Origin of the sequence: Pacificoceanicola niger (assembly GCF_048553275.1) — a bacterium.
In the GTDB taxonomy this organism is placed as follows: Bacteria; Pseudomonadota; Alphaproteobacteria; order Rhodobacterales; family Rhodobacteraceae; genus Pacificoceanicola.
On record NZ_JBLZMW010000013.1, the window covers coordinates 83961 to 97673 of the forward strand.

13 protein-coding genes are annotated in these 13713 nt (G+C 63.5%); 6 read left to right on the forward strand and 7 right to left on the reverse strand.

Going from position 1 to position 13713, the window contains the following annotated elements; all coding sequences use genetic code 11:
• Nucleotides 1-76: 76 nt before the first annotated feature.
• Nucleotides 77-2158: a bifunctional sulfate adenylyltransferase/adenylylsulfate kinase gene (locus tag ACN2XU_RS16250; RefSeq protein WP_419411572.1), complete on the forward strand. Its 2082-nt coding sequence runs from the start codon at nt 77-79 to the stop codon at nt 2156-2158.
• A gap of 251 nt (nt 2159-2409) precedes the next feature.
• Entirely contained in the window at nt 2410-2838 is a 429-nt protein-coding gene (locus tag ACN2XU_RS16255) for an organic hydroperoxide resistance protein (RefSeq protein ID WP_419411505.1), read from the forward strand.
• A gap of 124 nt (nt 2839-2962) precedes the next feature.
• Here the strand turns inward: ACN2XU_RS16255 and ACN2XU_RS16260 are convergent, their stop codons facing one another.
• Both ACN2XU_RS16260 and ACN2XU_RS16265 read right to left on the reverse strand, forming a co-directional pair.
• Nucleotides 2963-3190, reverse strand: coding sequence for a DUF1150 family protein (locus tag ACN2XU_RS16260; RefSeq protein ID WP_419411506.1), 228 nt, complete (start codon nt 3188-3190; stop codon nt 2963-2965).
• Between the two features lie 4 nt (nt 3191-3194).
• Entirely contained in the window at nt 3195-3605 is a 411-nt protein-coding gene (locus tag ACN2XU_RS16265) for an Hsp20 family protein (protein ID WP_419411507.1), read from the reverse strand.
• 160 nt (nt 3606-3765) lie between these two features.
• Here ACN2XU_RS16265 and ACN2XU_RS16270 point away from each other — a divergent pair, with 160 nt between their 5' ends.
• Nucleotides 3766-3990: a YdcH family protein gene (locus tag ACN2XU_RS16270; protein ID WP_419411508.1), complete on the forward strand. Its 225-nt coding sequence runs from the start codon at nt 3766-3768 to the stop codon at nt 3988-3990.
• A 3-nt stretch (nt 3991-3993) separates the two neighbouring features.
• Here ACN2XU_RS16270 and ACN2XU_RS16275 read toward each other — a convergent pair whose 3' ends face one another.
• The gene (locus ACN2XU_RS16275) at nt 3994-4974 is read right to left on the reverse strand and encodes a hypothetical protein (RefSeq protein ID WP_419411509.1); all 981 of its coding nucleotides are present in this window, start codon (nt 4972-4974) and stop codon (nt 3994-3996) included.
• A 96-nt stretch (nt 4975-5070) separates the two neighbouring features.
• Between ACN2XU_RS16275 and purE the strand changes: the two genes are divergently transcribed.
• Both purE and ACN2XU_RS16285 read left to right on the forward strand, forming a co-directional pair.
• A complete protein-coding gene (purE, locus tag ACN2XU_RS16280) occupies nt 5071-5565 on the forward strand; it encodes a 5-(carboxyamino)imidazole ribonucleotide mutase (protein ID WP_419411510.1) in 495 nt (164 codons plus the stop codon).
• 142 nt (nt 5566-5707) lie between these two features.
• Nucleotides 5708-6778, forward strand: coding sequence for a 5-(carboxyamino)imidazole ribonucleotide synthase (locus tag ACN2XU_RS16285; protein WP_419411511.1), 1071 nt, complete (start codon nt 5708-5710; stop codon nt 6776-6778).
• 45 nt (nt 6779-6823) lie between these two features.
• On the opposite strand, the gene ACN2XU_RS16290 is transcribed toward ACN2XU_RS16285, so the two are convergent.
• Together ACN2XU_RS16290 and ACN2XU_RS16295 are read right to left on the reverse strand one after the other, a co-directional pair.
• Nucleotides 6824-7966 (reverse strand): alpha-D-ribose 1-methylphosphonate 5-triphosphate diphosphatase, encoded by a 1143-nt coding sequence (locus ACN2XU_RS16290; protein WP_419411512.1) that lies wholly within the window; start codon nt 7964-7966, stop codon nt 6824-6826.
• Nucleotides 7956-8711 carry an esterase/lipase family protein gene (locus tag ACN2XU_RS16295; RefSeq protein WP_419411513.1) on the reverse strand — a complete coding sequence of 252 codons (756 nt, stop codon included), beginning with the start codon at nt 8709-8711 and terminating at the stop codon, nt 7956-7958. The genes ACN2XU_RS16290 and ACN2XU_RS16295 overlap by 11 nt, the downstream gene beginning before the upstream one ends.
• Nucleotides 8712-8765: 54 nt before the next feature.
• Between ACN2XU_RS16295 and ACN2XU_RS16300 the strand changes: the two genes are divergently transcribed.
• Nucleotides 8766-9206: an NUDIX domain-containing protein gene (locus ACN2XU_RS16300; RefSeq protein WP_419411514.1), complete on the forward strand. Its 441-nt coding sequence runs from the start codon at nt 8766-8768 to the stop codon at nt 9204-9206.
• Here ACN2XU_RS16300 and ACN2XU_RS16305 read toward each other — a convergent pair.
• Both ACN2XU_RS16305 and smc read right to left on the reverse strand, forming a co-directional pair.
• Nucleotides 9176-10045 (reverse strand): DMT family transporter, encoded by an 870-nt coding sequence (locus ACN2XU_RS16305; RefSeq protein WP_419411515.1) that lies wholly within the window; start codon nt 10043-10045, stop codon nt 9176-9178. The genes ACN2XU_RS16300 and ACN2XU_RS16305 overlap by 31 nt on opposite strands.
• 112 nt (nt 10046-10157) lie before the next feature.
• Nucleotides 10158-13613, reverse strand: a complete 3456-nt coding sequence (gene smc / locus ACN2XU_RS16310) for a chromosome segregation protein SMC (RefSeq protein ID WP_419411516.1) — start codon at nt 13611-13613, stop codon at nt 10158-10160.
• Between the last annotated feature and the right edge of the window lie 100 nt (nt 13614-13713).

The window sequence follows — 13713 nt, forward strand, 5'->3', positions numbered from 1 at the left end:
GGCCATTTCCGGGGTTTCCCACCGGGGCAAAGAGTGACATGTGTTCAACATTGAACACACTTTGAGTCGCCCGACCATGAATGCGCATACGGCCAAACCCACGCTCCCGGACGAAGACCAGCTGTTTTTGCTGCTGCGTCAACTCGACCGCGCGCCGGAAGCCAGCCAGCGTACCATCGCCGAGGCCCTGAAAGTCTCGCTTGGAAAGCTCAACACGCAATTGCGGGCAGCCGCCGCGGCCGGTCTTGTTACCATCACGGAACGCACCAGCGCCCGGGATCGCAGACAACGGTTCACCTATGTGCTGACCCCTGCGGGGAAAGCCGAGAAAGACCGCCTGATCGACGCCTTTCTCGCCCGGAAATTCACCGAATACACCGCGCTTTATACCGAACTGACAGGCTCGGTAAGCGATCTGACACCTCTGAAATACAGGAGCAGCCTGATGCAGAACAACCTCGCCCCGATCCCGGAGCTGTACGTCTCGTACGACTCGGCCCAGAAACTCAAAGTCGAAGCCGGTGAGCTGACCTCGCATGACCTGACCCCGCGCCAGATCTGCGATCTCGAGCTGCTGATGAACGGCGGTTTCAACCCGCTCAAGGGCTTCCTGTCCGAAGAGGATTATAACTCTGTCGTCGACACCATGCGGCTTGCCGATGGCACGCTCTGGCCGATGCCGATCACTCTCGATGTGTCCGAAAAATTCGCCGACACCATCGAACTCGGCCAGGACATCGCCCTGCGCGATCAGGAGGGCGTGATCCTCGGCACCATGACCGTCACCGACAAATGGGAGCCAAACAAGGCGCATGAGGCCGAGAAGGTCTTTGGTGCCGACGACCTCGCGCATCCGGCGGTCAACTACCTGCACAACCACGCGGGCAAGATCTACCTCGGCGGCCCGGTCACCGGCATCCAGCAGCCGGTGCACTATGACTTCCGCGCCCGCCGCGACACCCCGAACGAGCTGCGCGCCTACTTTCGCAAGCTTGGCTGGCGCAAGGTTGTGGCCTTCCAGACCCGCAACCCGCTGCACCGCGCGCACCAGGAACTGACCTTCCGCGCCGCCAAGGAAGCGCAGGCCAACCTGCTGATCCACCCGGTCGTCGGCATGACCAAGCCGGGCGACGTGGATCACTTCACCCGCGTGCGCTGCTACGAGGCGGTCCTCGACAAATACCCGCAGTCGACCACCACCATGTCGCTGCTCAACCTCGCCATGCGTATGGCGGGCCCGCGCGAAGCCGTCTGGCACGGTCTGATCCGCGCCAACCACGGCTGCACCCACTTCATCGTTGGCCGCGACCACGCCGGCCCCGGCAAGAATTCCGCCGGTGAAGACTTCTACGGCCCCTATGACGCACAGGACCTGTTCCGCCAGTACCAGTCCGAAATCGGCTGCGAAATGGTCGACTTCAAGCACATGGTCTGGGTTCAGGAACGCGCCCAGTACGAGGCCATCGACGAGATCGAGGACAAGGACGACATCACCATCCTCAACATCTCCGGCACCGAACTGCGCCGCCGTCTGTCCGAAGGTCTGGAAATTCCCGAGTGGTTCTCCTTCCCCGAGGTGGTCAAGGAACTGCGCCGCACCAAGCCGCCGCGCTCGAACCAGGGCTTCACCGTCTTCTTCACCGGTTTCTCCGGCTCCGGCAAATCGACCATCGCCAACGCGCTCATGGTCAAGCTGATGGAGATGGGCGGACGCCCGGTGACGCTGCTCGATGGCGATATCGTGCGCAAGAACCTCAGCTCCGAGCTGGGCTTCTCCAAGGAGCACCGCGATCTCAACATCCGCCGGATCGGCTATGTCGCGTCGGAAATCACCAAGAACGGCGGCATCGCCATCTGTGCGCCCATCGCGCCCTATGCCGCCACCCGCCGTGCCGTGCGTGAGGATATCGAGCAGTTCGGCGCCTTCATCGAAGTGCACGTCGCCACCACGATCGAAGAGTGCGAACGCCGGGACCGCAAAGGCCTCTACAAGCTCGCCCGCGAAGGCAAGATCAAGGAATTCACCGGCATTTCCGACCCCTACGATGTGCCGGCCAACCCGGAACTGCGCGTCGAGACCGAGAATGTGGACGTGGACAACTGCGCCCATCAGGTGATCCTGAAGCTGGAAAGCCTCGGCCTCATCGCCGGGCAGTAAGCGCCCTCCCAGGACACAGGAAAGCCCCGCCACCCGGCGGGGCTTTTTGCGTTGCATCGTGGCGCGCCACGGTGCGCGCTGAAAACAACGGTCCGGACCGGCATCCGCGCGCAGATCGCCGCCGCCGACAGCGATTCCGGCTTTGCACCCCGCTCGCATCGGCGCCGCCACGCAAAAGTTAACCGCAGCGCTGTTGAACCGGCCCCGCGCAGCCTTACCTGCCTATCAAGCGAACACGAAAGGAGACGCACATGAGTATCGACGTCAAATACACCATTGCCGCCACCGCCACGGGGGGCCGCGAAGGCCACGTGAAAACCGAAGATGGTGCGATCGACCTCGCCTTGACCCCGCCCAAGGCGATGGGTGGCTCCGGCACCGGCCACAACCCCGAACAGCTTTTCGCCTCGGGCTATGCCGCCTGCTATCTCGGCGCGATGAAATTTGCGACGACTCAGGACGATAGCCTGGCCAAGGTGCCCGATGACGCCACCGTCAAAGCAACCGTCGGCATTGGCCCGCGCAGCGACAAGGGCTTTGGCCTGACCGTGGAGCTGGAGGTGCATTTCCCCGGTGTGGACACCGCCGAGGCGCAGAAGACCGCCGACGCCGGGCACGAAATCTGCCCCTACAGCCATGCCACAAACGGCAACATCTCCGTCACCACAACCGTGGTCTGACGCCGGCACGACAGCCGGTCGGCGCCTCCGTCAAAGGGGCGTCCGCCGACAGCCTTCAATAAAAAAGCCCGCGATTGCATCGCGGGCTTTTCCTTGTTGCTGCAGTCATTCGACCGACCGGCAATCAGTGCACCGTCACCGGCGCGAAATCATTCTGTCGGGCAAGGATGAAGGCCATCGCCCGATCCTTCACAAGCGCAAGCCGCTCGCCATCCGCGTTGTGCACGGCATAGATTTCCTCCAGCCCGGCCATCTCCGTTTGCACTTCCTTGGGAAGTTCATTGATCTTCACAGGGCGCACATAAACGATCCGATCATCGGCGAACTGTGTCAATTCATGCTTGGTATACATAGGTTTATCCCTTCCTGATCTGAATCGTCTGAACCACGGTCTCGGGGCGTTGAATGGTCAGATCCACGTGCAGCAATCCGTTTTCCATCACGGCCTCGCCCACCTCGACCCCATCGGCGAGCACAAAGCTGCGCTGAAATTGCCGGGCTGCGATTCCACGATGAAGAAAGATGCGCTCGGAGCCATCGTCGCGTTGCCGACCCCGGATCACCAACTGGCGGTCCTCGACGGTGATCGACAAGTCCCCCTCGGCAAAGCCCGCAACGGCAAGCGTGATGCGATAAGACGCCTCGGCGGTTTGTTCAATGTTAAAAGGGGGATAGCCCTCGGAGCTCTTGGCCGTGCGTTCCAGCAGGCGCTCCAATTGCTCAAAGCCGAGCATATGCGGGTAGGACCCCAACGTCATTTTGGTCATCGACACGTCCTCTGTTCAAGCGACCGTCATACACAGGGGCCCCGTTACGGCGACCCTCGTGATCAAAATATGGGTAGGCAGCAGGCGTAACGCAAGGGCTTTGCGGATTCGTAAAGAACCGGTATGTTACACCCCTGTCGACACAGAACCGGGATTCCCCATGAACGCGCCTTCCGATATCTCGATGAAGACGGACGATGTGCTCCGCGTCGAGCTTGAAGTGTTCAAGCGCGAGCACCGCGATCTCGATGAAGCCATTCGTGCGCTTCAGGCAACCGGCACCGCCGATCAGATCACGCTGCAGCGGCTGAAAAAGAAAAAGCTGCACCTCAAGGACAAGATCGCCCTGATCGAAGACCGGCTGTTGCCCGACATCATCGCCTGAGGACTATTGCGGCCAGAGGTTCGCGTCCTTGGCTATCTCGATCAGACCACCCTGGATGCGCCCTGCATTCAAGCCGCGCAGAAGGTCGAGTCCCGCCTCCCGATTTTCTGCGGACAAGGCTCGCGCCAGAACATCGGCATCCTGCGCCAGTCCCGAGCGATCCATCGCTTCCGCAGCCATGGGCAGGACCGTTGCAAACACGGGGTCCTCAGGTCGGTACAGAAAATGCAGCATGTCCTGGGCAAGATAGGTGCGCAGCATGGCAAGCGTCAGAACATCGCGCCTCGTCTTATCAAGAGCGCCGAACGGCAACGGCGCGCCCTCGGTCCAAGGGTGGCCGTCGAAACAGGTCATCAACTCCTGCTCTAGCCAACGCAACTTTTCCTCATCCGTTATGGACATCCGGCGCGCCGCATATCTTTCCGCAAGCGACGGGTCGGACTCGATGAAATTGACCAGATGGGTGCGGACGGTCGGCTCTGCTGTAACAAACCGCTCCATCGCCTGAGACAGCGCAGCCTCGATACGCCGACGCTCCGGCCCGTCGACGGACCAGAGCGCGATCAATCGGCCCGTCCGCGCCTCGGGCCCCTCCTCCCAAAATTCCAGGATTTCCGGGATCTCCGCCAAAGCCGCCTTCTGTTCCGACAAACCGTGCCGCTCCAGGGCCTCCATGACCGCCTGCCACATAGGCTCCGGCCAGATCGTGACAAGTCGGTCCAGCGGCATGCCCCCAACCATCGTCGCATCAGCGACGGTCAACAGCAGGACGTCACGAAGCGGCTGCCTGATCCTTGTCGTTGTGTCCCATACCTGCTCGTTGAACACGGGAAGCGGCTGAGACGGATCGAAGGGGAAAAGCGCATAGCTCATCTCCAGACCGTCGCCAAACAGGAGTTCTTCCAGAGGATAGACCGGCGGCTCGGACCCGTCACAAATATCGGCCATGGCGCCGCCGCCCAGCAAGGCCAACACCAAACCCATGCAAAACTGCTGCACTGCCTGTTTCATCCCTTAGCCCACGCTTGTCACACGCCACGGCCCCGGTATAGTCCGCGCTTCTCATTGCTGGAGGCGTAAATGGCAGAGATCAAGGTCGGAATCATCATGGGCAGCCAGTCGGACTGGCCAACCATGAAGGAGGCGGCGGACGTTCTGGACGAGCTTGGCGTGCCCTATGAGACCAAGATCGTCTCGGCGCACCGCACCCCTGATCGGCTCTGGACCTATGGCAAGACCGCCGTCGAGCGCGGCCTTCAGGTGATCATCGCCGGCGCTGGCGGTGCGGCGCACCTGCCGGGCATGATGGCGTCGAAGACCCGCGTTCCGGTGATCGGCATCCCGGTCCAGACGCGCGCGCTTTCGGGCGTCGACAGCCTCTATTCGATCCTGCAGATGCCGCGCGGCTTTCCGGTTGCGACCATGGCCATCGGCGCGGCGGGCGCAAAGAACGGTGGGCTGATGGCAGCGGGCATCCTTGCCTTGCAAGACCCGGCGCTGGCCGAACGGCTGGACCAATGGCGCAGCGATCTGTCCGCCTCCATCGCCGATGAGCCCGATCGTGACGCGCCCTGAGCAAGCCGTCCTGCCTTTTGTACCAAACTGGCGCAATTTTGTACTCAACTGCTGATTCGGGCACGAATTGCAGCTTGAGACGCGAGGGTATTTTGTACCAAACAGGCCCCAAATCGTACCGAATCCTGCCTGAGGACACGCCATGACCACGCCCCTTCCCACCGGATCGACCATCGGAATCCTCGGCGGCGGTCAGCTTGGCCGCATGCTCAGTGTCGCGGCAAGCCGCCTCGGCTTCAGGACGCACATCTTCGAGCCAAGCGCAAACCCGCCCGCAGGCGACGTCGCCCATGCCGTGACGACGGCCTCATATGAGGACGAGGCCGCGCTCAAGGCCTTTGCCGGGGCCGTGGACGTCATCACCTATGAGTTTGAAAACATCCCCACCTCCGCGCTCGACATTCTGGAGGCGATCCGCCCGATCCATCCCAATCGCGAAGCTCTGCGCATCAGTCAGGATCGCCTGACCGAAAAGACTTTCCTGACTGATCTGGGCCTTGCCACGGCGCCTTTCGCGGATGTCACCGACGGGGCGTCTCTCGCCCAAGCCATTGAAAATATTGGCACACCGTCGATCCTGAAAACCCGTCGCTTCGGCTATGACGGCAAGGGCCAGGCACGCATCAAATCCCCCGAAGACGCGGATCAGGCGCTGAACGACATGAACGGCGCGCCGTCGATCCTCGAAGGGTTTGTCGATTTCTCTCTGGAGGTGTCCGTCATTGCCGCGCGCAGCCAGGACGGCCAGGTTTCGGCCTACGATCCCGGCGAGAATGTACACAAGGACGGCATCCTCAGCACCACCACCGTCCCCGCCAAGCTGCCTGCACGCCTGCAAACCGATGCGGTGCTGCTGGCCGGCCGCATCCTCAATGCGCTGGATTATGTCGGCGTGATGGGTGTCGAGCTTTTCGTGACGCCGGGGCAGCTTATCGTCAACGAAATCGCCCCGCGCGTGCACAACTCCGGCCATTGGACACAGAACGGCTGCGCCATCTGTCAATTCGAGCAGCACATCCGCGCCATTGCGGGCTGGCCGCTTGGCGATGGCGCCCGGCACAGCGATGTGGTGATGGAAAACCTGATCGGCGCCGACATGGACCGCGTGCCTGAACTGGCGCGCGACGGAAGTTGCGCCCTGCACCTCTATGGCAAGGCAGAGACCAAGCCGGGCCGTAAAATGGGACACGTCAACCGGATCGTCAAACCCTGATCCGGCTTTGCGGCAAACAAACCTGGCACCCCGCCGGACCGGCGGTCAACGGATGAACCGGTCCGCTACCGCCCCGCTCATATAGGCAACCTGACCGCCGGCGATAGTCGCCGCGATCCGGCGACTGCCTCGCTCCACGATCACCAGATCCGCGCGCTTGCCAACCGCAAGCGTGCCGCGATCCTCAAGCCCGAGCAGCCGCGCAGGACCGGAAGAGACGAGCGCCCAAGCCTCTGTTTCATCAAGCAAACCCAGCTCGACACAGCGCCATGCCGCCCGCGCCGGCGACGGGTAGTGATAATCAGACGCCAAGGCATCGCACAGTCCGGCCGCGATCAGATCCTGACCCGAGGCGTTGCCTTTGTGGCTCGCGCCGCGCACCACATTCGGCGCGCCGAGGATTACCGCCTCGCCCGCATCCCGCGCCGCCTGCGCCGCTTCCATGGTCTCGGGGAACTCTGCAATCCGCACGCCGCGTCGCCGCCAATCCGCACGATCGGCCGCGGTATGATCATCATGACTGCCCATCAACACGCCCTGCGCCGCCAACCGCTCACAGAGCGCATCCATCGCTGCCGGAACACCATCGCCGGCCGCGTGCAAGTCCAGCAGCAGCTGAAAATGCGCATCAGGATTGCGCCCCGATTTCAAGGCCTGACCGGTCAGACGCGGCGGTTTGCGGCCCTCGCGAAGCCTGTCATGGGGCAGGTGATCGTTGAACACGACATAGCCAATGCCAAAGCGGTTTATCGCGACTTCCGCCCGCGCGTGACTTTCGAGGTAATGCGTTTCAAGCCGAAGTTGCAGCTGCAAATCCACCGGAACCGTCGGCGCAACAAAGGCAACGCTTTCAAAGACTTCCTCGGCGAACTCCGGTCCGCGCAGGCCGCCTTCCCAACTCCAGAATTGTGCCAGCACACCCGTGGTGATCCCGCAGGCCGCCAGTTCTGCCGCGACCGCCAACATCCCCGCATCGCGCTCGCGCAGAGCGCCCCGGCGCGGCGCCATGTGCCGTTCAAAACCATCCCCGTGCGCGTCCACGATACCCGGCAGAACATCAAACCCGGAGAGGTCAACGACCCGCCCACCGTGCTCGCATATCCGCCCGCCACCAAGACTCAGCGGTCCGTCGTCAAAGCCATCCGGACGCAGCACCCGCGCGCCGGTAAGGCAGCATTCAATCGCCATCGCACTCTCCGATCAGACATCCAAGCTGCTCCGCATCCAGCAGGTCGGTCCAGTCCAACCCCGGCTCGAACCGCCCCTCTTCCAGGAACAGCGCCACCTGCGCCATCACCGCAGGCGCCTGCATCATGTAGGTGTGGGTCACCGGCAGCGTGATGTGCCAGTGCATCCCTTCAACCTTGGTCGATTCAACCGAAACCTTGCCATCGTCCAGCCCCGGAATCAGTGCGGAAAACACCGGATTGAGCGATTGGCTCCCCGCGATCACCCCCAGTTCGAAGTCGACCGGCGGCAGCAATTTGGGCAGGTCCTCCGGCCCGGTGCCAAGCTGCAACCCCGCAGGTCCATTGACCCAGCGAAACAACTCCAGTCCACCAAGCTCGTCGACCAGCTCGCTGCCCTGATTGGGCGGCGCAAGCATGACCACCCGGCCAAGGCGCGTCGGCCGATGATCCCTCAGCCAGAAGCGCAGCAGGATCCCGCCCATGGAATGCGTGACGAAATGCACGGTTCTGTCGCCGCAGGCTGACACCGCTTCGGGAAGGGTCACATCCGCCAATCGCTGCACCCGCTCTTCGGTTGAAGGATACCCCGGCAACACCGTATGGAAGCCCCGCGCCTCCAGAACCGTCTCCATCAGCAGCAGCGAATACTCACTCCGCGCCAGACCATGCAGCAGAACCACACAATCGGACGCCCGCGCCATCGGCGCGGCAAACAGAAACAAGATAAAGGTCAGGATACGCATGGCGCTGGCATAGCCCGGGACCGCGTCCTAAGAAAGAGGGGAAAGGAAGCCGCCATGCCCTGCCCCCGCCTCGCCACGCGCGCCGTCATCCTGCATCAGGGCCAGCTGCTTCTGGTCAATGCCTGGCCCGGAAACGAGAGCATGCTGTGGTGCGCCCCGGGCGGCGGCGTGGAGCGCGGAACAAGCCTGCCCGACAATCTCGCACGGGAGGTTTTTGAGGAAACCGGTCTGAGAATCGCCGTGGGGCAGCCCTGCCTGGTGAACGAATTCCACGATCCCGGCGGGTCTTTCCATCAGGTAGAGCTGTTTTTTCGCTGTACTGTAACCGACGGCACGCTTCGTGACGATTGGCTCGACCCCGAAGGAATCGTGCACAAACGCCGTTGGTTCTCGCGCAGCGATGTCGCCGATCTGCATCTGAAACCGGACAGCTTGCGCACCCTGCCATGGCAGGAAGGGGTCCTCTATGATCCGCTCGAAGCCCTGGTGAAATAACGCGGCCCCAGAACCGAAAGCGCCACGCCACCAAGGATCACCGCCGCTGCGATAACGAAACGCCCGGTCAATGGCTCGGAGAGAAAGGCCATACCGCCCGCCATGGCGATCACCGGAACAGTGAGCTGGGCGACCGCGGCAACACTGGCTTCAAGTCTTGGCAGGACGGCGTACCACAGGGCATAGCCCAACCCGGATGTCAGCGCCCCGGATATCACGGCCAGCAGGAGACCGGCGCCAGAGATCTCCACCCATTCGGAAACCGTGCTGATGCCGCCCAAGAGCGCAAGCGGTGCGGCGATTGCAAAATTCGCAGCCGTCGACATCAGTGCGTCCTCCGCTTGCCGCCCGGCCAGCGAATAAATCCCCCATCCGATCCCGGCTACGCCCATGAAAACCGCCGGGCCGAAACCGCTCTTCGGGCTGGCGAGCGTCGGAGAGACGAGCCAAGCCAAACCGGCAAGCGCCAGCGCTGCGCCGATCCAACGCACCCCGTGCGGGCGATCCCCGCCCAACACCGCGCCAACGAACATCGTGACCTGCACGGTCCCAAACAGAATCAGCGCGCCAAGCCCCGAGTCCAAGGCCAGGTAGGCGTAGGAAAACCCAAAAATATAGGCCAACAGCCCGATCACGCCGGAGGCGCGCCCCACTCCGGCAAACCGCAGCCTGCCACGCAGGACCATCGCCAGCAGCAAGAGCGTTGCGGCACCGGCCCACAGACGAATGACCCCGAAGGCCATTGGCGATATCAAGTCGGCCCCAACCGCCGCGCGGTTCAGAACAGAATTGGCCGCGAAGGCCACCATGACACCCGTGACGAGGGCAAACAATCTCATCAGACCTCCAGCATTTCCCTGGCAACGATGCGGCCGAACCGCCGAAGGCGACCAATGGGACGGTGGGCGGGGCGATGTTGGCGTGAAACGCCGACGAGCGCCGTGCCCGTCCTCACGCCACCAGCTTCTCGGCCACCTTGAGATCAACAGAAACAAGCTGCGACACGCCTTGCTCCTGCATGGTCACGCCAAACAATCGGTCCATCCGCGCCATGGTGACCGCGTGGTGTGTAATGCACAGGAACCGCGTGTCGGTCCGGCGGCACATTTCATCCAGCATATCGCAGAACCGCGTGACGTTGGCATCGTCCAACGGTGCATCCACCTCGTCCAAAACGCAGATCGGCGCCGGATTGGCGAGGAAGACCGCAAAGATCAGCGCAAGCGCCGTCAGGGTTTGCTCCCCCCCGGACAAAAGTGAGAGCGCGGAGAGCTTCTTGCCCGGTGGCTGGCACATGATCTCCAGGCCCGCTTCCAGCGGATCGTCGCTTTCGACCATGACAAGGCTCGCCTCGCCGCCACCGAAAAGATGTGTGAACAGCATCGAGAAGTTGCTGTTTACCTGCTCGAAGGCCGTCAACAGGCGCTCGCGCCCTTCGCGGTTCAGGCTGGCAATGCCGTTGCGCAGAGTCTTGATCGCCTCTTCGAGATCCGCTTTCTCAGAGACCAGCTCGTCATGCTCGGTCTGAACCTCTCTGGCGTCCTCCTCCGCCCGCAAGTTGACCGCCCCAAGCGCATCACGCTGCCGTTTCAGCCGCGCCACATCACCTTCGAGTTGATCGGCACCGGGCATGGAGTCCGGCGCCATATCCAGCCGCTCCAGAAGCTGCTGCGGCGTGGTTTCCTGATCCTCGGAGATCCGCTCGGCCGCCGCGGCGACCGTCTCCTGCGCGGCCTCGGCGCGGGCCTGCGCGGCGGCACGGGCTTCCCGGGCCTCACCGGCCAAACGCTCCGCTTCGCGTTCATTGGCAAGCGCCTCGCGCAGGGCGTGTTCGGCCACGCTCAACGCATCGGTCGCCTCGGCTTTCCGGCTCTCGGCGGAGTCGATCTGGTATAACAGCTCCTCGCGCTTTTGCGCCAAGTCCGCAGGCGCATCCATCGCCACGGCCAGTTCATCCTCGGTTTGCGCCTTGCGCTCCGCCAGCTCGCCCGCCCGCTTTTCTGCCGTTTCCAGACGGTGCCGCCATCCCGAGAGGTCCTTTGTCACCTGCTGGGCGCGGCCTTTGCGGGCTTCGCCTTCGCGGCGCAGCTCGTCATGGGCGGAGCGGCGGGACATCATGGTCATACGCGCCGCCTCGACCGTCATCTTGACGTCTTCGACCTGCGCCCGCGCCTCGTCGAGATCATCAAGATCCGCGACCGCGCGCTCCGCTTCCAGAAGCTGCGACCGCGCGGTGCCCATTTCATCCTCGAAGCGGCGCACAGACAGGCTCGCGCTCTCAAGCTTGCTTTCCGCCATATCGCGGTCTGCCTCGGCGCGGTTGAAGGCACGGGTCGCCTGGGTCAAAGCCTGATCCGCTTCGCGCCGGGCGTCGCGGGCCTCCCGGTCGGCACGGGTCAGTTCAGCGAGCCGCGCCGAAAGCGCCTCATGCGCCGCCTGCGTGCCTTCCAGCCGTGCGGAGGCCTCGGCCATCTCCTGCTTCAGCGCTTCGAGCCGGTTCAGCTGTTCCAGACGCAAAGCCGCGGCTGACGGCTGGTCCTCGGCCCAGGCCCGGAACCCGTCCCAGCGCCAAAGATCGCCCTCAAGGCTGACAAGGCGCTGACCGGGCCGCAAAAGCGGCTGCAGCCGGTTGCCTTCATCTGCGGAGACAAGGCCGATCTGCCCCATACGGCGGCTGAGTACATCCGGCACGGAGACATGATGAGAGAGCGACGTCACGCCATGCGGCAACGGCTGCTCCGTGTCATAGGCGGGCAGGACGGCCCAACCGGTCGGGCCATCATCCTCGACCTCCGGCGCGCGCAGATCATCGGCGAGCGCCGCGCCAAGCGCCTTTTCAAAGCCCTGCTGCACCTGAAGCCGGTCGAGAATCTGCCCGCCTTCTGCCGTGTCACGATCCAACAACCGTGCCAGCGCCGTGACTTCCGCCCGCAAGGCATTGGTCTCCCCTTCGGCCTCGGACCGTTCTGCCCGGGCATCGGCCTCCCGCGATTGGGTCTCGGCGCGATTGACTTCGGCGTCGGCCAGCACCGCTTCGGCGCGGTCGCACATCTCATGCGCGTATTCCTGACGCTCGCGCGCCTCATCGGCGGCCGCGGCGCTGCGCTCCAAGGTCTCCTTGGCCTGCGCCACCGTCTCATGTGCCCGCTGCGCGTCGGTCTGAGTGCGGTCCAGCGTTTTTCGACAATCCGCTAGGTAGCGCTGTGCGGATTGGTGCCGTGCCGCAAGCCGCGCAACGTCTTCTGTCTGCTGGCTCAGGTCGGCTTCGCGCTCCTGCAGGACCGTCCCCGCTTCGCGTGCCGCCTCGGCCGCCTCGGCAAGCCGGTCATCATAGCCGTCAGCCGCCTTGGCCAGTTCGCGGGCTTCCCATTCAAGCCGTTCAATCGTTTCGCCAGCGTCCCGGTTGAGGCCCGCCTCACGCTCCATGTCACGTGTCAGCTGCTCCACTCGGGAAGACAGGGTTTCGATGCGGCCGCGGGCCTGCGTCTCCTGATCGGAGAGCGCATCGCGCTGCACCAGAAGCCGCTGCAACACCGCTCCGGCGATCGCCTCTTCCTCGCGCAGGGGCGGCAAGAGCTCTTCGCGCGATTGCCGGGCTGTGGCGCCGTCCCGCGCCAGCGCCTCAGCTTTCGCGGCCTGAGCGATCCGGGCCTGCAGCAGCTCCTCGGCCCCTTTTCGGGCGTCATCCGCCTCGCGCCATCGGCGATATAGCAACATGCCCTCAGCCTGCCGCAGATCCGCGCCGATCGCGCGATACCGCGCGGCCTGCCGCGCCTGACGTGCCAGTTGGCCCAGTTGCGAGGCAAGCTGTTCGATGACGTCATCCACCCGCAGCAGGTTGGCCTCGGTATTCTTAAGTTTCAGTTCCGCCTCGTGGCGACGCTGATAGAGACCGCCGATCCCGGCAGCATCCTCAAGCACCTTGCGCCGGTTCTTGGGCTTGGCATTGATCAGCTCACTGATCTGCCCCTGCCGCACCAGCGCCGGCGAATGCGCCCCGGTGGAGGCGTCGGCAAAGAGCATCTGCACATCACGGGCGCGGGTATCCTTGGAATTCACCTTGTAGGCACTTCCGACATCGCGGGTGATGCGGCGAGTAATCTCCAGCTGATCGCTGTCGTTGAATCCGGCCGGAGCAAGGCGATCGGAATTGTCGATGGTCAGGCAGACCTCTGCGAAATTGCGGGCGGGGCGCGATGCGGCCCCGGCGAAGATGACATCTTCCATGCCGCCCCCGCGCATCGCCTTTGCCCGGGTCTCGCCCATCACCCAACGCAGCGCTTCGAGCAGGTTGGATTTTCCGCACCCATTCGGACCGACCACGCCGGTTAACCCCTCCGCGATGACAAGATCGGTCGGGTCGACGAAGCTTTTGAAGCCAGTCAGTCTGAGTTTATTGAACCGCATGAATGCCGCCCCGATTCCACCAAGGAGTCCGAGTCTGGCGGGCGAAGCAGCCATGAGTCAACGGGCGCAGCAGCTATATCGGGGATTTTCGCCGCTTATC

Coding starts and splice junctions, on each gene's coding strand:
- ACN2XU_RS16250 (WP_419411572.1), top strand. CDS start 77: ATGAATGCGCATACGGCCAAACCCACGCTCCCGGACGAAGACCAGCTG.
- ACN2XU_RS16255 (WP_419411505.1), top strand. CDS start 2,410: ATGAGTATCGACGTCAAATACACCATTGCCGCCACCGCCACGGGGGGC.
- ACN2XU_RS16260 (WP_419411506.1), bottom strand. CDS start 3,190: ATGTATACCAAGCATGAATTGACACAGTTCGCCGATGATCGGATCGTT.
- ACN2XU_RS16265 (WP_419411507.1), bottom strand. CDS start 3,605: ATGACCAAAATGACGTTGGGGTCCTACCCGCATATGCTCGGCTTTGAG.
- ACN2XU_RS16270 (WP_419411508.1), top strand. CDS start 3,766: ATGAACGCGCCTTCCGATATCTCGATGAAGACGGACGATGTGCTCCGC.
- ACN2XU_RS16275 (WP_419411509.1), bottom strand. CDS start 4,974: ATGGGTTTGGTGTTGGCCTTGCTGGGCGGCGGCGCCATGGCCGATATT.
- purE (WP_419411510.1), top strand. CDS start 5,071: ATGGCAGAGATCAAGGTCGGAATCATCATGGGCAGCCAGTCGGACTGG.
- ACN2XU_RS16285 (WP_419411511.1), top strand. CDS start 5,708: ATGACCACGCCCCTTCCCACCGGATCGACCATCGGAATCCTCGGCGGC.
- ACN2XU_RS16290 (WP_419411512.1), bottom strand. CDS start 7,966: ATGGCGATTGAATGCTGCCTTACCGGCGCGCGGGTGCTGCGTCCGGAT.
- ACN2XU_RS16295 (WP_419411513.1), bottom strand. CDS start 8,711: ATGCGTATCCTGACCTTTATCTTGTTTCTGTTTGCCGCGCCGATGGCG.
- ACN2XU_RS16300 (WP_419411514.1), top strand. CDS start 8,766: ATGCCCTGCCCCCGCCTCGCCACGCGCGCCGTCATCCTGCATCAGGGC.
- ACN2XU_RS16305 (WP_419411515.1), bottom strand. CDS start 10,045: ATGAGATTGTTTGCCCTCGTCACGGGTGTCATGGTGGCCTTCGCGGCC.
- smc (WP_419411516.1), bottom strand. CDS start 13,613: ATGCGGTTCAATAAACTCAGACTGACTGGCTTCAAAAGCTTCGTCGAC.